15 protein-coding genes and 1 tRNA gene are annotated in these 18856 nt (G+C 70.7%); 8 read left to right on the plus strand and 8 right to left on the minus strand.

What is annotated here, in order from left to right:
- Positions 1–260 precede the first annotated feature (260 nt).
- The 3 genes from BLQ91_RS24585 to ssb all read right to left on the minus strand — a co-directional run bounded on the left by BLQ91_RS24585 (position 261) and on the right by ssb (position 6592).
- The gene (locus BLQ91_RS24585; protein ID WP_090100207.1) at positions 261–4229 is read right to left on the minus strand and encodes a histone H1-like repetitive region-containing protein; all 3969 of its coding nucleotides are present in this window, start codon (positions 4227–4229) and stop codon (positions 261–263) included.
- Between the two features lie 18 nt (positions 4230–4247).
- Entirely contained in the window at positions 4248–5924 is a 1677-nt protein-coding gene (gene ettA / locus BLQ91_RS24590; RefSeq protein WP_090100208.1) for an energy-dependent translational throttle protein EttA, read from the minus strand.
- Positions 5925–6196: 272 nt separating this feature from the next.
- The gene (ssb, locus tag BLQ91_RS24595) at positions 6197–6592 is read right to left on the minus strand and encodes a single-stranded DNA-binding protein (protein WP_176959940.1); all 396 of its coding nucleotides are present in this window, start codon (positions 6590–6592) and stop codon (positions 6197–6199) included.
- Between the two features lie 251 nt (positions 6593–6843).
- Here ssb and BLQ91_RS24600 point away from each other — a divergent pair, with 251 nt between their 5' ends.
- From BLQ91_RS24600 to BLQ91_RS24610, 3 genes are read left to right on the plus strand one after another with little or no spacing between them, the layout of a single operon-like run.
- Positions 6844–7455, plus strand: coding sequence for a TetR/AcrR family transcriptional regulator (locus BLQ91_RS24600; protein ID WP_245733785.1), 612 nt, complete (start codon positions 6844–6846; stop codon positions 7453–7455).
- Entirely contained in the window at positions 7448–8371 is a 924-nt protein-coding gene (locus BLQ91_RS24605; protein ID WP_090100212.1) for an ATP-binding cassette domain-containing protein, read from the plus strand. The genes BLQ91_RS24600 and BLQ91_RS24605 overlap by 8 nt, the downstream gene beginning before the upstream one ends.
- A 9-nt stretch (positions 8372–8380) precedes the next feature.
- A complete protein-coding gene (locus BLQ91_RS24610) occupies positions 8381–9178 on the plus strand; it encodes an ABC transporter permease (RefSeq protein WP_090100214.1) in 798 nt (265 codons plus the stop codon).
- On the opposite strand, the gene BLQ91_RS24615 is transcribed toward BLQ91_RS24610, so the two are convergent.
- Positions 9175–11106 carry a bifunctional copper resistance protein CopD/cytochrome c oxidase assembly protein gene (locus tag BLQ91_RS24615; RefSeq protein ID WP_245733786.1) on the minus strand — a complete coding sequence of 644 codons (1932 nt, stop codon included), beginning with the start codon at positions 11104–11106 and terminating at the stop codon, positions 9175–9177. The genes BLQ91_RS24610 and BLQ91_RS24615 overlap by 4 nt on opposite strands.
- A gap of 35 nt (positions 11107–11141) precedes the next feature.
- Here BLQ91_RS24615 and BLQ91_RS24620 point away from each other — a divergent pair, with 35 nt between their 5' ends.
- Positions 11142–11660, plus strand: coding sequence for a hypothetical protein (locus tag BLQ91_RS24620; RefSeq protein ID WP_090100218.1), 519 nt, complete (start codon positions 11142–11144; stop codon positions 11658–11660).
- On the opposite strand, the gene BLQ91_RS24625 is transcribed toward BLQ91_RS24620, so the two are convergent.
- Positions 11638–12801 carry an MFS transporter gene (locus BLQ91_RS24625; RefSeq protein WP_090100362.1) on the minus strand — a complete coding sequence of 388 codons (1164 nt, stop codon included), beginning with the start codon at positions 12799–12801 and terminating at the stop codon, positions 11638–11640. The two genes, BLQ91_RS24620 and BLQ91_RS24625, sit on opposite strands and share 23 nt — an antisense overlap.
- Positions 12802–12873: 72 nt before the next feature.
- Between BLQ91_RS24625 and BLQ91_RS24630 the strand changes: the two genes are divergently transcribed.
- Both BLQ91_RS24630 and BLQ91_RS24635 read left to right on the plus strand, forming a co-directional pair.
- Entirely contained in the window at positions 12874–13953 is a 1080-nt protein-coding gene (locus BLQ91_RS24630; protein WP_090100219.1) for a LacI family DNA-binding transcriptional regulator, read from the plus strand.
- Between the two features lie 129 nt (positions 13954–14082).
- Positions 14083–14155 (plus strand) — tRNA-Arg (locus BLQ91_RS24635).
- A gap of 64 nt (positions 14156–14219) precedes the next feature.
- Here the strand turns inward: BLQ91_RS24635 and BLQ91_RS24640 are convergent.
- Positions 14220–15821, minus strand: coding sequence for an HNH endonuclease (locus BLQ91_RS24640; RefSeq protein ID WP_090100220.1), 1602 nt, complete (start codon positions 15819–15821; stop codon positions 14220–14222).
- Between the two features lie 118 nt (positions 15822–15939).
- Between BLQ91_RS24640 and BLQ91_RS24645 the strand changes: the two genes are divergently transcribed.
- Entirely contained in the window at positions 15940–16323 is a 384-nt protein-coding gene (locus BLQ91_RS24645; RefSeq protein WP_090100221.1) for a hypothetical protein, read from the plus strand.
- Here the strand turns inward: BLQ91_RS24645 and BLQ91_RS24650 are convergent.
- Positions 16299–17102, minus strand: a complete 804-nt coding sequence (locus BLQ91_RS24650; protein WP_090100222.1) for an NAD(P)H-binding protein — start codon at positions 17100–17102, stop codon at positions 16299–16301. The two genes, BLQ91_RS24645 and BLQ91_RS24650, sit on opposite strands and share 25 nt — an antisense overlap.
- A gap of 88 nt (positions 17103–17190) precedes the next feature.
- Between BLQ91_RS24650 and BLQ91_RS24655 the strand changes: the two genes are divergently transcribed.
- Entirely contained in the window at positions 17191–17952 is a 762-nt protein-coding gene (locus tag BLQ91_RS24655) for an AraC family transcriptional regulator (protein ID WP_090100223.1), read from the plus strand.
- A 55-nt stretch (positions 17953–18007) separates the two neighbouring features.
- Here the strand turns inward: BLQ91_RS24655 and BLQ91_RS24660 are convergent, their stop codons facing one another.
- Entirely contained in the window at positions 18008–18778 is a 771-nt protein-coding gene (locus tag BLQ91_RS24660) for a DUF3152 domain-containing protein (RefSeq protein WP_218130400.1), read from the minus strand.
- Positions 18779–18856 lie beyond the last annotated feature (78 nt).

Below are 18856 nucleotides of genomic sequence, written 5' to 3' on the forward strand. Positions count from 1 at the left end.
GGGCTCTGACGGACCACTGAATCGAGGCTGAATCGAGTCACATCCTCAGTGGCGGCAACACTTTCAGGCACCACCGCCCCGGCCGGCCCGCCATCGGCTCAACCCCGAGAGCCGGCTCGCGCGAACCACCGATCCGGTGAGGCACAACCGATCATCGGCCGGGTACGGGACCGGCCTCCGACCACCTACCCGCCCGCGACGGGCCGCTAAGCCCACCGCGGACGAGTTGGGCAAGTCTTGAGGTGTGGCGCTCGCCACCCTCACGTCCCGGGCAACGTCCAGCCGGGACCTTCCGTCCCCAAGCGACGGATCGGAACCGTGGTCTCGTTGTCCGGCGCGACACCGACCGGCACGATCGGCCCGGTCTTCTCCTGCTCGGACTCCGGCGCGCTCTCGACCGGCTGCGCCGAGCCGAACGCCTGCGGTGACCCGAACGAGGGCGTGACCGGGGTGGCTGAGCCGGGACTCGTCCCCGTGCGCGCCACAGGCTGCTGCGTGCCGGAGAAAGGGCTGGACGGGAAGGCGTCCGGGACAGGCGTCTCCGGCACGGGCCTGCGCCGCCTGCCGAAGGCGAGGTCCGATCCGAAAGCCCCGTCCAGCGACGGCGTTTCCGGGTTCGGCGCCGTGCCGGCCTCCTGCGAGCCGAGGAACCGGCCCGGCTGGAAGTAGCTGTCCGAACTCGGCGCGACCTCCTGCCCGAACGGCTTTTCCTGCCCGAACGGTTTCTCCTGCCCGGACACGGCCGAGCCGGGCAGCGTCTCCGCCGCGGCGTCCTGCTGCACGCCGAACCCCATGACCGGCTCGGCCTCGGCCGCCGGCCCCTGCTCCACTCCGGACGCCTCCCCCGACGGCTGCTCCGCGGAGGGTTCTCCGGCCGCCCAGCCGGCCGGGGTCAGGTCCGACGCCTCGAGCTGCTCCTCGTCGGACCGGCGGCCCGTCTCGTACGCGACCAGCGCTTCGGCCAGCAGGTCGGCGAGGCTCATCTCGCTCGGACGGCGACGGCTGCTCGGCCGGCCCGTCCTGTCTCCCGGTTCGGCGGGCGAGGCGTCCCCACCGGTCCCGTGGCCCGCGTCCGGCTCCGCCGGCGAGCCGGGATCGGTGGCGAAGAAGTCGTACTCCACGGCGGACTCCGGCTCACCGGCCGTCGCGGCGCCGGAGCCGGCCGCTGGCCCCGCACCGGTCTGCGGGTCGAAGTCCGGCCGCGCGTTGAACGACGACGGCGTGGCGAAGACCGACTGGGTGCCGAAGCTGCTCTGCGTGCCGAAGTTCTGGGCGCCGAAGTTCTGGCTGCCGAAGCTCGGCTGCGTTCCGGAACCCGTCTGGGTCCCGGAACCCGTCTGGGTGCCGGAGGCCGGCTGGGGCTGGTCGGGCCTGCGCACCGGGACCGTCGGGATGTCGCCGGAGTCGTCCTCCACGTCCGCCGAGCTCAGGAAGGTGCTCGTCATCAGGTCCGGTTGCGGGGACGGCGGGACCTCGTCCGGGGTCGGCACGGCCGGAACCGGGTCGGGGGTCGGGGGCAGCGGCGCGGGGTCCGGCTCCGGCTGCTGGTCCGGGTGCTCCGGCGCGGCGGGGAGGGCCGCCTCCGGCTTCGGCTTCGGCGCGCTGAGGTCCAGCAGGCTGAAGTCGAGGTCCGGAAGCCTGCGCTCGTCCGGATCGGGGATCGCGGGGGAACCGCCCGCCGGGGTGTGCGACGGGTACGCCGGCTCGTCGAGGTGGGGACCGAAGTCCGGAGCCGCCGGGGCCCGGGAGAACGCGGCCGACAGGCCGGGGCGCGCGGGGTTGTCCGACGAGTCCGGGATCGTGGAGCGGTCCTGCGACGAGGGCTCCGCGGACGGCTCGTCCCGGCGCAGGCTCGTCGGCGGTTCGACGCGCCACGACGGGGCGGCGGCCCGGGGATCGGGCCGGGATTCCGGCTCGGCCTCGCGGGCCCGCCTCCGGCCGCCTGCCCTCAGGCCCTGGGCCTTGAGCATGTCCAGGACGCTTTCCTGCTGGGGCTGGGCCGCCTCGTCGCGGGCGGGGGCCTCCGCACGGGCGGCCTCCCGTTCCCCGGCGCGGCGCGCGACCTCCTGGTGGGCCGCCTCCTGGCGGGCGACGTCGCGGCGGACCGCTTCCAGTCGTGCGGCTTCGCGCCTGGCCTCCTCCTGGCGGGCGGCTTCCTGGCGCGCTGCCTCCTGGCGGGCCGCCTCCTGCCGAGCGAGTTCCTGCCGGGCGAGTTCCTGCCGGGCGAGTTCCTGCCGGGCTGCCTCCTGGCGAAGGGCTTCTTGCCGTTCGGCCTCTTGTCGGGCTGCCTCCTGGCGGGCGAGTTCCTGCCGGGCCGCCTCCTGGCGGAGGGCTTCCTGCCGGGCGGCCTCCTGGCGCGCGGCCTCCTGCTCGGCCGCTTCCTTGCGCGCCGCCGCGAGCCGGGCGGCTTCCTGGCGTTCGGCCTCCTGGCGCGCTGCCTCCTCGGCGGCACGGGCCTCGCGTTCGGCCTGGGCGCGCTGTTCGGCGCGGGCCTGCCGTTCCTCCTCGATCTGACGGCGGGCTTCGCGTTGCAGCTCCATGAGCTGCTGCTCGACCTTGCGCTTGCGCTGCTGCTCGACGGTCAGCTGCTCCTGCGGGGCGGGCGGCTGCGGTGCGGGCTGTTCGGGAGCGGGCGGCTGCGGTGCGGGCGGCTCGGAGGCCGGCGGCGCAGCGGGGGGAGGGTCGGTCGCGACGGGGATCTCGGCGATGGTGGTCGGGCGGTCGTCGATCTCGCCGGCGGCCACGCGGGCGGCGCGGCGGCGGCCGCTCACCATGGCACCGGCGGAGGCGATCAGGCCGGAGGCGGGGACGGTGCGCTCCGAGGACGACGGGGAGGCGGAGGTGGGGGAGGGAGAGGAAGGCAATGATGCGGGTGGCGGTTCCACGGGTTCCGAGGTCTTGTCATCGGGCTCGCCGAACGGCTGGACCATGCGCCACCGGTCGGCGGCGTGTTGTCGTGCCGCGGACAAACCCTCCACGGTCATGTCTTCGGCAGCGCGCCGGGCGCGCTTGACCTTCAGCCCATCGCCCTTGCGGACCTGGACTGGGCGCCACTGCCGGAGTTGTTGCTTCACAGCGGCGGGCAGAACGCCGTCGGTGACCACCTGCGCGCCCTCGACCGGGCGGAGCAGACCGGCCAGCTGCTGGTGCAGGTCGGCCGGCTGGCGGTGGACACCGGAGAACTCGGCGGCGAGCCGGGCGCGCACCGCGTAGACGGCACGGGCACGGCGGCGTTCGGCGGCGTGGGCGGAGCGCAGGTTGGACAGCGCGTCGGCCAGGTCGCCGGACACCTCGTTCACGTGGGCCAGCGCGAGCAGGCTCTCGGCCAGCACCGTGTCGAGCTGGTGGCGTTCGGCGCTCACCGCGGCCTCGCGCAACATCTCGCGGGCCAGTGCGACGCGGCCTGCCGGCAGGTGCACGCGCGTCGCCAGGGCCAGGCGCAACCAGCCCGTCGTGGACGCCGACGGAGCGCGCACCGGGAGGTGGAGCAACGGGGCGCCGGCCTCGCCCGCGTCGTGCAGGCGGTTCGCGTCCATCAACGCGAGCACCAACTCGAGCGTGAGGCAGCCGACGCCCTGGCCGCTGTCCGCGGCCGGGTCGGAGAACCTGCTCAGCAGGTCCAGTCCTTCGCGTGCGGCACCGATGGCGGCGGCGACGTCGCCCCACCGCCGGTGCTGCGCGGCCTGCACCGCGCGGATCAGCCCGCGCAGCAGCAGACGCGTGTCCTCGTCGAGCGTCGTGTCGGCGACGTAGAGCTGGTCCGCCTCGGCGAGAGCCCGTGCGGGCTCGTCGCCGCGGCCGACCGTGACGAGACATTCGCTGGCCTGCACCAGAGCGGAGGCCCGCAGTTCGGCGGGCACGTCCGGCGCTTCCAGCACCGGCATGACCGCCGCGAACCCCGTCAGCGGCGCACCCACGGAGCGTGCGCACGCCGCCAGCTCGACCCGCAGCAGCCATCCGGTCTCGTGCTCACCGGCGGCCTCGGCCGCCTTCAAGGCGTCGAGCGCCCGGTCGGCGAAGCGGACGCCGCGGCCCACGCGGTTGCCCGCGAAGACCACGAGCGACTCCGCCCGCAGGCGGTCGGCCTCGTCGCGGCGGGCCGAGGCGAGCGCGACCGCGCGCTCGCCCAGCACCAGAGCGAGCTCCGGTGCGCGCCAACGCAGCATCCAGGCGGGCACGACCAGCGTGCTCACCTCGACGTTCGCCCGCGCCTCGCCGCTCGCCGCCACGACGTCGCCGTTGCCCTCTCAGTCCCGTGTCAGCTTGCGGTACGTGACACGGTGCGGCCTCGCGGCGTCCGCACCCAGGCGCTCGAGCTTGTTCTTCTCGTAGCCCTCGAAGTTGCCCTCGAACCAGTACCACTTCGAGGGGTCCTCGTCCGTGCCCTCCCACGCGAGGATGTGCGTGGCGACGCGGTCGAGGAACCACCGGTCGTGAGAGATCACGACGGCGCAGCCGGGGAACTGCTCGAGAGCGTTCTCCAGCGAGCCCAGGGTCTCGACGTCCAGGTCGTTGGTCGGCTCGTCCAGCAGGATCAGGTTGCCGCCGAGCTTGAGCGTGAGCGCGAGGTTCAGGCGGTTGCGCTCACCACCGGACAGCACGCCCGCGGGCTTCTGCTGGTCCGGACCCTTGAACCCGAACGCGCTGACGTACGCGCGGGACGGCATCTCGACGTTGCCGACGTGGATGTAGTCGAGCCCGCCGGACACGACCTCCCACACCGTCTTCTTCGGGTCGATGCCGCCGCGGTTCTGGTCGACGTAGGACAGCAGGACCGTCTCGCCGACCTTGACGTCGCCCTCGTCCGGCTTCTCGAGCCCGACGATGGTCTTGAACAGCGTCGTCTTGCCGACGCCGTTCGGACCGATGACGCCGACGATGCCGTTGCGCGGCAACGTGAACGACAGGCCGTCGATCAGGACCCGGTCGCCGAAGCCCTTCTTGAGCTTGTCGACCTCGACCACGACGCTGCCCAGACGCGGGCCCGGCGGGATCTGGATCTCCTCGAAGTCGAGCTTGCGGGTCTTCTCGGCCTCGGCCGCCATCTCCTCGTAGCGGTCGAGACGCGCCTTGGACTTGGCCTGGCGGGCCTTGGCGCCGGAGCGCACCCAGTCGAGCTCGTCCTTGAGGCGCTTCTGCAGCTTCTGGTCCTTCTTGCCCTGGACCGCGAGACGCTCGGCCTTCTTCTCCAGGTAGGTGGAGTAGTTGCCCTCGTACGGGTGGGTCCGGCCGCGGTCGATCTCGAGGATCCACTCGGCCAGGTTGTCGAGGAAGTACCGGTCGTGGGTCACGGCGAGCACGGCGCCGGCGTACTGCGCGAGGTGCTGCTCGAGCCACAGGACGCTCTCCGCGTCCAGGTGGTTGGTGGGCTCGTCGAGCAGCAGCAGGTCGGGCTTGCTCAGCAGCAGCTTGCACAGCGCGACGCGGCGGCGCTCACCACCGGAGAGCTTGGTGACGTCGGCGTCCGGCGGTGGGCAGCGCAGGGCGTCCATCGCCTGCTCCAGCTGGGAGTCGAGGTCCCACGCGTCGGCGTGGTCGAGCTCCTCCTGGAGCTTGCCCATCTCCTCCATCAGCTCGTCGGAGTAGTCGGTCGCCATCAGCTCGGCGATCTCGTTGAAGCGGTCCAGCTTCACCTTGATCTCGCCCAGGCCCTCCTGGACGTTGCCGAGGACGGTCTTCTCCTCGTTGAGCGGCGGCTCCTGCTGCAGGATCCCGACGGTGTAGCCGGGCGACAGGTACGCCTCGCCGTTGTTGGGCGTGTCCAACCCCGCCATGATCTTGAGCACGCTCGACTTGCCGGCGCCGTTGGGACCGACCACACCGATCTTCGCGCCGGGGTAGAACATGATCGTGACGTCATCGAGGATGACCTTGTCACCGTGCGCCTTGCGCACCTTTTTCATGGTGTAGATGAACTCGGCCATGGCGGCGATCGTAGAGCGGTGCCCGGAGGCTCCTGACCTCGGTCGCCGAGTAGCCCGCGTCCGGCCGCGAACAGAGGGTCACGCGACTCGGTGACCTGCTCGTTCCGTTCGAACGTGAACGACCCTCGGCGATCGGGCCTCGGTGGTCCCGACCTACGAGCTTCCCTCCTTCTTCGTGGTTCGCGGTACGCGCATCTTGTCCGGCGGTGGTGCCCGATCGGGTGGGTTCCCGAACTACCGCCGCTCGTTTGCCCCGAACGGCTCAAGCCCGATCAGAACGGGATCGGCTCCTCGGCCGGGTCGTCGGCGACGCGCTGTTCAACGAGCGGGGCTGAGCCCAGTGACTGCACGCGGCTCAAGTCCAGTCCGACGTGTGCCGCGTCGACGTTGAACGACTGCCGTTTCACGTCGTCCTTCTCGTAGGTGCGGACGCGCAGCTTGCCCTGGACGACCACGGGATCACCTTTGGACAGCGTGGTCTTCACGCTGTCGGCCAGCTTGCGCCAGCACCACACCCCGAGCCACAAGGTCTCGCCGTCCTCCCACTCGCCGAGTGCCGTGTTGTACCGGCGTTCGGTCGAGCTGATCCGGAAGAACGCGTTCGTCTTGCCGTCTTCGCCGTGCTTGTACGTGACGTCGCTGACGACAGTGCCAACAACGGTGATCACGGTGGAATTCCAGGACATCGGGCTCGCCTCCAGGTCGCGGGTTCCGGTCCAGGGTGCTCCGGGGACGGGTGGGGCGGGCCGGGCGTGCGCGGATCTGTGGATTACCCGCGGGTTGTGGACAGGTCGAGATCTTGGAGCGCCTCGGGCAGCGGAATCGTCGGTGTCGTGTGCTAGTGCGGCACTGGAGCGGCGCGAGTGAGTGAGCGCCCACTCATTGACGTGAGTGAGTACTCACTCATAAGGTGGCGGACGTGCCAGAGGAACCACGCCGCCGCCGCGCCCCCGCGATGAGCCCGGAAGACCGCCGCGAGGCGATCGTCCAGGCCGCGCTTCCGCTCGTCGTGAGGGCCGGCGCGAACGTCACCACCAGCCAGATCGCCGCCGCGGCCGGGATCGCGGAAGGCACGGTGTTCCGCGTCTTCAAGGACAAGGCGGAGCTGCTCGACGCGTGCATCCAGCGCGCGCTGCACTCCGACGAGGAGGTCGCCCGCCTCGAGGCGATCCCGGCGGACGTGCCGCTGCAGGAACGGCTGACGGCGGGCGTGGCGGCGTTCAGCGGCTACCTCGACCGCATGTGGGGCGTCATCGGCGCGCTGCGCGAGTCCGGCTACCACCCGCGCGACGAGGACCACCGCAAGCACAAGGGGCCGCCGGTCGGCATGCAGCAGCTGACCGACGCCGTCGCCGGCCTGTTCGGCGACGCGGACCTGCGCGTCAGCCCCGACCTCGCCGGGCGGATGTTGCTCGGCGCCGTCTTCACGAGCCGCATGGGCACGGGTTTCGGCGAGACCACCGCCGAACCCGCCGCCATCGTGGAGCTGTTCCTGCACGGAGCGCTCCGACCAGGGGGAGCAGATGACTGAGCTCATGATCGAAGCCCACGAGGTGGGCAAGCAGTTCGGCGACGTGAACGCGCTCGACGGCGTGAGCGTCACCGCGAAGAAGGGCTCGGTTCTCGGCCTGCTCGGCCACAACGGAGCCGGCAAGACCACGTTGGTCAACGTCCTCACCACGATGCTGCCGCCGTCCGCCGGCAGCGCGAAGGTCGCCGGGTTCGACGTGGTGAAGCAGAGCCACGAGGTCCGCAGCCGCATCGGCCTCACCGGCCAGTTCGCCGCCGTCGACGAGCAGCTCAGCGGCCACGACAACCTCGTGCTGATCGCGCGGCTGCTCGGCGCGAGCCGCCGGCAGGCCCACCAGCGCGCGGACGACCTGCTGGAGCAGTTCGACCTCACCGACGCCGCGAAGCGCAACGCCAAGACCTACTCCGGCGGCATGCGGCGGCGCCTCGACCTGGCCGCGTCGCTCGTCGGCAACCCCGAGGTGCTGTTCCTGGACGAGCCGACCACGGGTCTCGACCCGGCGAGCCGCCTCGCGATGTGGGAGATCGTCGAGAAGCTCGTCGCGGACGGCACGACCGTGCTGCTCACGACCCAGTACCTCGACGAGGCCGACCGGCTCGCCGACTCGATCACCGTGCTGTCCCACGGCAAGGTCGTCGCGTCCGGCACCTCCGCCGAGCTGAAGGCTCAGGTCGGCCAGCGCACGGTGACGGTCACACTCGACTCCGCGTCCGATGTGGACATCGCGGTGAAGGCCATCTCCTCCGTGGGGCTGACGCCCGCCTCGGAAGGCCTCACGCTCACGACCCCCGTCAGCGCGTCACGCGACCTTGCGACGGTCGTGCGCGCGTTGGACGACAACGGCTTGGAGGCGCACGAAATCGGCCTCAAAGAGCCCACTCTGGACGACGTCTACCTCACGCTCGCCGCGAACTAGGGGGAAATCATGGCGACTTCGACCTGGCACGGCAGCAGCTACCCGACGCAAGTCCTCGTGCTGACCGGCCGCTCTTTACGTGCGCTGCTGCGCACGCCCGCACTGGTGTTCTTCAGCATCCTGCAGCCGTTGATCATGCTGACGCTGTTCAGCCAGATCTTCGGCAGCATCACGTCCACGGCGAACTTCCCGCCGGGCATGAGCTACATCAACTTCCTGCTGCCCGCGATCCTCGTGAACACCGCGATGCAGTCCTCTCTCGCGTCCGGCATCGGGCTCGTGCAGGACATGTCGAACGGTGTGCTCGCACGGTTCCGTTCGCTGCCCATCCGCCCGAGCACGGTTCTGCTGGCGCGCAACCTGTCCGACGCGGTCCGCACCGCGTTCCAGCTCGTGCTGATGATCGCGTTCGGCGTCCTGGTGTTCGGCTTCCGCCCGGACGGCGGCATGCTCGGCACCCTCGCCGCCCTGGGCCTCGCGCTGGTCGTCGGGTGGGCGCTGAGCTGGGTGTTCATCGCGATCGCCGCGTGGGTCCGCAAGGCGGAGCTGATGCAGACCGTCGGCTTCCTGGCGATGTTCCCGCTGATGTTCGCGTCCAGCGCGTTCGTGCCGGTCACCGGTCTGCCCGGCTGGCTGCAGGCGATCGCGAAGGTCAACCCGCTGACCTACGCGGTCGACGCCGCCCGCAGCCTGGCGCTCGCCCAGCCGGTCACCGGGGTGGCCGGGGCGCTGGTCACGAGCGGCGTGATCGCACTGGCGGGCGCGTTCTTCGCGGTCCGCGGCTTCCGCCGGCCGCTGTCGGTCTAGTCCTTCCCGGCCATCTTGCGCAGCATCGCGTTGTAGGCCTCGAGGTCGGCGTCGCCATCGGCGTCGGCCTTGCGGTCCAGCCGTTTCGCGTCCCGGCCGTCCTGCCGCGCCCACTGCGTGAGCAGGGCGACCATGACCACCAGCAACGGGATCTCCCCCGCCGCCCAGGCGATGCCACCGCCGAGCCGCTGGTCCTCCAGCAGGTTCTGCACCCACGGCAACGCCAAGCCGCGGTAGAACTGCTCGCCGATGACGGTCGCGGAGCTCATCAGCACGACGCCGAAGAACGCGTGGAACGGGATCGACGCGAACAACAGCCCCAACCGCCCGAGCGGCGGCAGCTTGTTCGGTGACGGGTCCACGCCGATCACGGGCCAGTAGAAGACGTAGCCGGCGAGGATGAAGTGGGCGTTCATCGCGAGGTGCGCCCAGTGGAACGGCAGCGCGGCCTCGAACAGCCCCGAGAAGTAGAGCGCGTAGAAGGACCCGACGAACAGGGCCAGCGCCACGAACGGGTTCGTCAGCAGGCGCGCGACCGGTGAGTGCACGAAGGCCAGCACCCACTCGCGCGGTCCCGGCACCTCCTTGTTGACCGGCAGCGCGCGCAACGCCAGCGTGACCGGCCCGCCCAGGACGAACAGGATCGGGGTCAGCATGGACAGCACCATGTGGGCTTCCATGTGCACGCTGAACATCGCCGGCGAGTACCGGCCCATGCCCGACGACGTCGCGAACAGCAGCGTGAAGCAGCCGCACAGCCACGCGACCGTGCGTCCGACGGGCCACTTGTCACCGCGCTTGGTCAGCCTGCGCACGCCCAGCACGTAGAGCAGCGCGAGCGTCAGGGCGGCGGTGCCGAAGACCAGGTCGAAGCGCCAGTCGAAGAGGATGCTCGTCAAGGTCGGCGGGCCGTCGAGGTCGTAGCCGATCGCGATCTCCACGCGGCTGGGCAGCTCGACGCTGCCGCCGGGCGGAGGCGTGCGGGCCAGCGCCACGGCCAGGCCGATGGTGAACATCATCAGCAGGAACTCGACGCCGGCGAGCTTGAGCAGCGCGTGCGGCTTGCCGTCGACCACGCCCTTGACGCCGCGTTCGCGCTGGAAGTAGCCGAACACGCCGAGCAGCAGCAGGCAGGCGAGCTTGCCCAGCGTCAGCCAGCCGTAGGTGGACGTCACGAGGTCGGTCGGCGTGATGCGCACGAGGGCGTTCACCACGCCCGAGACGGCCATCACGATCCAGCTGACCAGCGCGATCTTCGAGAACCTCGTCGTGGCCAGCGGGAGGTGAGCGCCGCCACGTCTGCCGTGCGCCAGCAAAGCGACGAGGCCGCCCACCCACAGCACCGCGGCGATGAGGTGGAACAACAGGCTGTTCGTCGCCATGTCGTGCGACCCACCCGACGACGAGTGGCCGGTGACCGCGACCGGGACGAGCGCGAAGATCGCGCCGAACAGCAGGACGGTCGTCCATCCCCACGAGAGCACCAGACGGCAGCCGAGTGCGAGCAACGCCACGATGATCGCCGTCAGCATCCACGCCTTGGACTGCTCCAGCAGCATCGCCGTCGCGATCATCTGGCTGAAGCTGAACGAGCTCACGGGACGGTCGATCGCGGCCGCTGTGTTGAACGGCACGGACAGCAGGGCGCCAACGAGCCACACCAGCGCAAACCACCCGGCTGTGCGCATCGCGGCGTAACCGTCCGCGGCGAGAGTGCCGGACTTCTGCGGTGGTACGAGGAAAGCCGCCAACAACAACGAGCCGATGGTCACCACCGCACCCGTCTCGGTCAGCACGCGCACGATGAGCAGCCCTGCCGGAGGGGTGCTCTCGAACGAGCTGAGCGCGACGGCGGCGAGGGCCGCCACCGCGAAGCCGATGACGACGAGGGGCACCAAACCCGTTCTGGTGGAGCGTTCGATTGGCACGTCACGGAGCCTACGACCCTCTAGTGTTGCCCCGTGTGAGCCGTTCTCTCCTGCTGCTGCTCGTGGTGCTCTCCGTGGCCGGCTGCGCCTACCGCGTCCAGGGCGAACCCATCGCGGCGCCGCTGCCGCCGCTGGCCATCGAGAAGCCGCGCAAGACCGCGGGCGTCGACCCGTGCGCGCTGGTGACGGAGAAGGACCTCAAGCCGGTCGGGACGCTCAGGTTCAACCCCGTGCCGCGCCAGGAGATGGCGAACTCATGCCTCTACACGCTCAAGGAGAACGCATACGTGCTGGTCGCGGTGCCGTACCGGTCGTTCGACGAGTCGAAGAGGATCCAGAAGGACGGCCGCGCGGTCGAGACGGGCAAGCACGCCACGTGGCTGAGCTGCGGCCAGGAGTCCAAGGACATGGTGTGCACCGCCACCATCGCCGTGACGCGCGACGAGTCGCTGCTGGTCGCCATCGGCATCGGCGGCGGCGCCACGGAGGCCAGGGCGCGCGACTCGCTGGCGCCGATCGCCCTGGAAGCGCTCAAACGGATGCCGTCCGCCTAGCCGCACGCCTGGCCAGCAAGGTCGCCGGGATGATCAGCGCGGTGACGAGCGCCACGAACCCGAGCGACACCACGAGCGAGCTGACGTGGGCAAGGCCACCCACGATCGGCGGCCCGGCGAGGAACCCGGTGTAGGCGATGGTCGTCACCAGCCCGAGCTGACGCTCGCCACCGCTGCCGTCCGCGCGCTTGCCGGTCTCGCTGGCCAGGTCCATGACCACCGGGAACGAGAACGCGAGCCCCAGCCCGGCCAGACCGAACCCGGCGTACCCGGCGGCGGGGTGCGGGACGAGCACCGCGAGCGCCAGGCCCGTCGCGGCGAGACCACCGCCCGCGGCGAGCAGGCGGTGAGGGCCGAGCTTGCGCTGGATCGGTTCGCCGAACCACCGTGCGAGCCCCATCGTGACGGAGAAGCCCGCATAGGCGTATGCGCCCGCCGCGTCGCCCATGCCCCGCTCACGGACCATGAACAGCGCCGACCAGTCCGCCGCCGCCCCTTCGGCGATAGCGCTGCACAGCGCGACGCTCGCCAACAGCCAGAGGACCGGGCTCTTGAGCACGTTCTCCCGTTCGGAGACTTCTTCCCTGTGCCGCTCCCCTACTCCACCGGGAATGCTCTTCGCGATGAGCGCGGTCACCACGAGGCCGACGAACGCCGCGAGAAGAAAGTGCCTCATAGGCGTCCAATGCGCCTGAGCGGCGGCGGCGCTGCCCAACGACCCGATGAGCCCGCCGACGCTGAACCCCGCGTGGAACTGCGGCATCAACGGCCGCTGCAGGCTGCGAACGACCACCACCGCCGCGACGTTCATCGACACGTCCATCGCGGCGATGCTCGCGCCCAGCGCGACCAGGCTCAGCCCAAGCTGCAGCGGCGACTCCGATAGCGCGAGCACGGGCAGAAGCAACGGACTGAGGAGAGAGCTCGCTATCAGCACGCCACGCGACCCGTGGACCGCGCAAATCCGCGCCGCCAGCGGTGCCGTCACCGCGAGCCCGACGCTCGCCCCGAGCAACGCGAGCCCGAGACTGCCCACCTCTGCGCCGACCTGCTCGGCGAGCGCGGGCACACGAGCGGCCCAGGTGCCGAAGACAGCGCCGTTCAGGAGGAACACGACAAACGTGGCCAGACGTGGGGACATGCGTCCCAGCATGACTGAAGCGCTTCAGCGCCGCCAGCGGTCGAGGTGCGATCTCTCGCATACGATGCGTCCGTGGACTCCGACCGCCGACGCAGGCCGACGCTGGACACCGTCGCCGCGGCCGTAGGGGTCTCGAGGGCAACGGTGTCGAACGCGTACAACCGCCCGGACCAGCTCTCGTCGTCACTGCGCGAACGCATCCTCGAAACGGCGCGCTCCCTGGGCTACGCGGGTCCCGACCCGGTCGCCCGCTCCCTGGCCACCCGCTCGTCCGCGGCCGTCGGCTTCATGCTGCCCCAGGGCCTGTCCGGCGCCTTCTCCGACCCGGCGCTGTCGATCGTGCTCGACGGCCTGGCGTCCACCGTCGACGGCCACGACCACAGCCTGGTCCTGATGCCGGGCAACTCCACCGGCGGCCCGCGCCCGTCGATCGTCTCGCGGGCCCAGGCCGACGTGATGGTCGCCTACTCGCTGCCGGACTCCGCCCCGGCCCTCGACGCCGTGGCGGCCCGCGGCCTGCCGCTGGTCGTGATCGACCAGCCCGTGCTGCCGGACTCCGCGCGGGTGGAAGTCCAGGACTACGCCGGCACGTGCGCCGCGGCCTCACACCTGCTCCGCCTCGGCCACACCCGCTTGGGCATCCTGACCTTCGCCCTGCATCCGGACGGAGCATCGGGCCCGGTCTCGCAAGAGCGCCGTTCGGACGTGCCGTTCCGCGTGAGCCGGGACCGCCTGGGCGGCTACCTCGATACTTTGGAAAAAGCCGGGGTGAAACCGGACAATGTTCCGGTGTGGGAGGCCCGCGGCAGTGATCGCGAACTCGGACGACTGGGCGCGCGGTGGTTGCTGACCCGCGAGCCACGCCCGAGCGCTTTGCTGTGCACGTCGGACCAACTGGCCTTCGGCGCCCTGCAAGCAGCCCGGGACCTGAGCCTCACCGTCCCGACCGACCTCTCCGTCGTCGGCTTCGACGACGTCCCCGAGGCGGCCTACAGCGACCCCCCGCTGACTACTGTGCGTCAACCCCTGGCCGACAAGGGCCGCCGAGCCGGCGAACTGGCCCTGAAATTACTGGCCGGAGCCAGACCGCCCCGGCCGACGAGACTCGACGTTTCCCTCGTGGAGAGAGCCTCAACGGCCCCTCAGATGTGATTCGCGTCACGTTTAGACCGTTTTCATCACCCATTTGGTCGTAGGGCGGAAACAGTCGATCGACTCCGGACGATGTGTCCGGTGGGGGCATCGGCGACCACGGTTCGTGGCCGTCTGCGCACCCTTCCAGCCTCTGTAGCTCAGTGGAGAGAGCGAGGGACTTCTAATCCCGAGGTCGCAGGTTCGAATCCTGCCAGGGGCGCTGGACTGAAGGGCCGCTGACCTGCACCGACAGGTCGGCGGCCTTCGTCGTTCCGGCCAAGCGCCTACATCCAGTTCGCGGTGACCGCGACGAAGTGGTCCGTGATCGCCTTCTTGCAGGGGCCCATCGCGAACTCAACGCCGTCGAACTTGGCGTAGTCCTGGTACTCGCTCAGCGACGGGGCGAGAACCACGCGCCAGGTGGTGGGGTCGATCGCCAGAAGGCCGTTGTCGAAGAGCAGGTGCACGTCAGCGCGGAGCAGGACGCCCTCGTCCAGGTTGTGGGTCTCGTGTTCGGCGAAGCTGCGGAGGTGCGCCGCCTGGAGCACTTCTGCGGGGCACGGACCGGTGATCGCGCAGACGTGGCCGTAGCGCTGGACCAGTTTCTTCCTGAACTTGTCCTGGCCGTTTCGGGCCTTCGTCCTTCTTTCGCGCCGGCCTCCCCTGGGTGCCTCGTCATCCGCACCGGCGGTCTCGTCCCGCTCTGTGATGGTGCGGCGTGCGGTCTTCACCTTGGCCGCGACACGTTCTTCCGCCACCTGCGAGGGCAGTGGCACGGCGACGCGAGTGAGCATCGCTCCCAGCTTGGCCACGTCCAAGGGGCGGATCGCGTTCTGCACCGCTTCGTCGGTGCACGCCTCCTTGAGCTCGTCGGCGGTGATGGCGCCGTCGAGCGCGCGCCAGGTGCCGCCGTAGTACGCGACGTACTGGGTCACCTTGGTGGGCTTGGTTTCAGGCTGCTCGAACTCGTGGTGGCAGCTGGTGCGGCGGCAGCGGTAGCGGGGGCGTTGGACCCTGCGCTCGTCGAAGCGGCCGCCCTGGCAGCGCGGGCAGACCTTCTGCTCCTTCGGCACGTCCTCCTGGTGGTCGATGCGGGAGATCCTGGCGACGCCGAGCACGTCCTCGCCGTCGCGGATGGCGATGACGTGGCCTTCGCGGAGTTGTTGGGAGCGGCCGACGTTGTTGTCGTAGACGTAGCTCGACCCCAGCACGTCCGGGTAGCCGGTGTTGCCGCCGTATTTCCGCTCGCCCTCCGCGGAGAACAAGGCCCACGCCCTGGTTTCGTGTTGTGCGCGGATCGCGGCGGCCTGCCGGTGCATGTCGATCTCATTGGCCCTGAACTCGTCGATGACGACCTCGTCGAGAGCTCCGCCGCGGGTTTCCTTCTTGGCGTAGTCCGGGAGGCTGGTCTGCAGGTCGTAGAGCTTGCGCTGGACGCTGTTGACCGAACGGAAGTTGAGCCCCCGGTCCTCTGGGGCGTGGAACGGCAGCCGCTGCAGGAGCTGCGCCAGTTCCCGCACCGCCGGATCGTTCGCTCGTTGCGCCACGAGGTTGTTCGAGAAGAGCCGCGAGCAGGCGAGGATCAGCTCCTCCCGCGTCCACTTGGGCGGCCGCAGTTCCTTGACCTCGAACCTCAGGCCCTTCAAGGTCTCGTTGACCGCGTCGTCGTCCGCGACGTCCGACGGCCGCAGCGGCGCGCGATCAGGCAGGTGGCCGTGGGCGGCGGCGGCGATCACCCGCGTGCCGTACCGGCGGCCGCCGTCGGCGATCACGTAGTTGCGCAGCCGGTCGAAGCCGTGGTGGTCGCAGAACTCCGCCAGCCCCATGCGGTCGTGTTCCGTCAACGCCGTGCGCACCGCGTCTGCGGTGATGTCCCCAAGACCCACTTGGGAACGATTTCAACCAAACGCCGCCCAGGCAGCCGCCATATGCAGCAATGGGGGCCGACCGACCTTGGACGCAGTGCAACGAACCACTGCGGACTCTCGGCTGAATAATCGGGCCGTGGACAAGACGCGGTTGGGCATCGGGCTGGTCGTTGGCGTTCTCGTGCTGCAGACGGTGGCCGGCCTGGTCTGGAGTGCCGACGCCACGCTGTCGGGGATCGGGCTCGTCTTCAACTCCGTGGCCGCGGTGTCGGTGGTGCTGCTGGTGCGGCGGGGTGGGCGGGCCGCCTGGGCCGTTGCCGGGTGGTGTGCCGGGTTCTTCGGGTGGCACGTGGTGGGGCTCGGTGAGCTGGCCGGCTGGTGGACGACCGGGCTGGACGCCGCGTTCCTCGTGGGGGGCGGTTACCAGGTCTCGGTCGTCTACCAGGCGGTGCTGGCGACGGCGGCGGGGTTTGCCGTGCACCTGTTGTTGCCCCGTCAGGACCAGGTTTCTGCCACGTAGGTGTCGAAGCTGGTGGCCGGGCGGCCCAGGAGGGTCTCGAGATCGGTGGTCGCGGTGGCCAGCACGCCTGCCCGCATGCCCGCATAGAGCATGTTCAGTTCGGTGGCCACCTCGTCGGGGACGCCTTGGGCGCGCAGGCGCTGCGCGTACTCGTCCGGGGCGAGGCGGGTCAGGGTGGTGGTGCGGCCCGTGGCCGCGGAGATCTTGGCCAGCGCGGTGTCGAACGTGATGGGTTCCGGGCCGCTGAGGTTGTAGGTCTGGGCGTGGTGGTCGTCGGTGGTGAGGGCCAGGGCGGCCGTCTCGGCGATGTCGGCCACGTCGACGAACGGCTCCGGGGTGTCGTCGACCGGGAGGAACAGGGTGCCGGACTCGACCTCGGCCTGCCAGACCTCTTCGGAGAAGTTCTGGTGGAAGTTGTTGGCCCGCAGGATGGTCCACGTCGCCGTGCTGGCGCGGAGCGCCGCTTCGGCGGCTCGCATGCCTTCGAAGAGGGCCGGTGGTGTCTCGTCGAGGCCTCGGCCGGAGAGCAGGACCAGGCGGCGGACGCCCGCGGTGGTGGCCAGGTCGGTGAACGGGGCCGCCGCGGCCGGGTCTTCCGGGGCGATGAGGTAGGCGGCGTCGGCGCCTTCGAGGAACGGCTTCCAGGTAGTGGTGTCGTTCCAGTCGAAACCGGTGGCGCGGGAGGCTTTGCGGACGGTGACGCCGCGGGTTTCCAGGCTTCGAACCACCCGGCGGCCCGTCTTGCCGGTGGCGCCCACGACCAGGATCTCTTGTGTCATGGGGATAGCCAACCTCCACGGCGGGCGCCGCGACATGGGCGAGAGTTCATCGATGATGTTCGATCGTTCAGGCCGTATCTTGAGGAGCATGGAGCCGTTCGACGAGCTGCTGCGCGGGATGCGCGCGGAGGGCGCCGGGGTGCGCCGGACCGAGGTGGACGGGGCGGAGGTGTTCGGCGGGCTCACGTTATGCGCTGTGGCTTCGGGTGAGGTCGAGGTGCGCGGTGAGGTCGCGAAGGCCGGGGACATCGTTGTGGTGCAGGGGGCTGTTGCAGTCGAGGGGCGTGCAACGGTCGTCAGCGGCACGTACAACGCGATGGGGGCGGTGGCCCGGCGCCTCGTCTCGATCCTGCCCGGAGCACTGGTGGTGCCCGGGACCGAGGAGTGCGCGGCTTTCTACGAGCACATCGGCCTGGGCGGACCCGGTGTGGTGGCGGACCGGTTCCTCGACTGGTTGATGGTGTGCGCCCTGCGGGACTGGTTCGACCGCGAGCACGGTGACGGGTGGCCGGCCGCCCTCGCCGACGAGGTGGTCGGGCCGGTCCTGCGCTCGATGCACGCGGATCCAGGACGGGCGTGGACGCTCGCCCTGCTGGCCAGGGAGGCCGGAGTGGCGCGGACGACGCTGGCCGGGCGGTTCGCCAGGCTGGTCGGGGTGCCGCCGCTGACCTACCTGACGCGGTGGCGGATGGCGTTGGCGGCCGACCTGCTGGCCGAGTCGGGGGCGACGGTGGCCGCGGTGGCGCGCAAGGTGGGGTACGCGGACGCGTTCGGGTTCAGCGCCGCCTTCAAGCGCGTGCACGGGTTCAGCCCGAGCGAGTGCCGCAGCCGGTGCGCCGCGAGCGCGTGACGTCCAGGTGCCTGGGCGGTGAGGACGGACCTCAACCACAGGTGAACGCGCGAGATCACGGGTACGGCCAGCCGTTCGGCGTGCACACCTTCCCGTCCTGCGGGATGACGGCGCCCTGCGGCACGCCGCCGGTGATGCGGACGATCTCGTCGTTGGCCACGCTGAACGTCTGCTGCATCATCACCGGCGCCGGCCCTCCGGCCACGCCGCACGGCTGGTGCCCGTACCCGAACGCGTGGCCGACCTCGTGGTTGACCACGTACCTCCGGTACGAGTCGAGGTCCGGCAGGAACGCGACCGCGCCGCGGAACCAGCGCGCGGCGCTCAGGAAGACGGAGTTCCCGTCACGGCACGAGACGTCGACCGGGATCTCGAAGCCGCACACGGCTCGCGCGGTCTGCTGCGACGTCAGCCTGATGCGCACCGAGGCGGCTCCCGAGACGCGTTGCACCGAACGGGCGCCGCGGGCGGTCCAGCCGCGCGGGTCGGCGAGCGTGGCGTCCACGAACGCCGAGAAGGCCTGCTCGTCCACGGTGATGCCGTTCTCCACCTCGACGGCGTAGGTGCGGAGCGGACCCGTGCCGACGACCGGGCCGCTTCCCGGCACGACGTGGAACGCGCCCGCGCCGGCCACCGGGAACTCGGGGCCGTCGGGCAGGTCAGCGCTGGACGTGTACACCCGCGGCGGCGGAGAGGACGAGGCGACGGTGACGGGCGGGGCGGACGACGTCGGCACCGCCGCGGGGGACGTCTCCCCGGCCGGCTGGGCCGTCGTCAGCAGGATCGCGGTCAACGCGACCGCCGCCAGCACCAGGTGCGCCTTCATGGCGGCCACGCTCGCCGGAACCGATGAAGAACCTGTTTGCGTTCCGCTTGCCTGCCATGAAGACCTGCATACTGCGAA

This window comes from Lentzea jiangxiensis (assembly GCF_900104175.1).
Classification (GTDB): domain Bacteria; phylum Actinomycetota; class Actinomycetes; order Mycobacteriales; family Pseudonocardiaceae; genus Lentzea; species Lentzea jiangxiensis.

Bases quoted from the DNA above. Each gene is read 5' to 3' on its own strand.
- ettA (WP_090100208.1), bottom strand. From the start codon at position 5,924: ATGGCCGAGTTCATCTACACCATGAAAAAGGTGCGCAAGGCGCACGGT.
- BLQ91_RS24605 (WP_090100212.1), top strand. From the start codon at position 7,448: ATGACTGAGCTCATGATCGAAGCCCACGAGGTGGGCAAGCAGTTCGGC.
- BLQ91_RS24610 (WP_090100214.1), top strand. From the start codon at position 8,381: ATGGCGACTTCGACCTGGCACGGCAGCAGCTACCCGACGCAAGTCCTC.
- BLQ91_RS24625 (WP_090100362.1), bottom strand. From the start codon at position 12,801: ATGTCCCCACGTCTGGCCACGTTTGTCGTGTTCCTCCTGAACGGCGCT.
- BLQ91_RS24650 (WP_090100222.1), bottom strand. From the start codon at position 17,102: ATGACACAAGAGATCCTGGTCGTGGGCGCCACCGGCAAGACGGGCCGC.
- BLQ91_RS24655 (WP_090100223.1), top strand. From the start codon at position 17,191: ATGGAGCCGTTCGACGAGCTGCTGCGCGGGATGCGCGCGGAGGGCGCC.
- BLQ91_RS24660 (WP_218130400.1), bottom strand. From the start codon at position 18,778: ATGAAGGCGCACCTGGTGCTGGCGGCGGTCGCGTTGACCGCGATCCTG.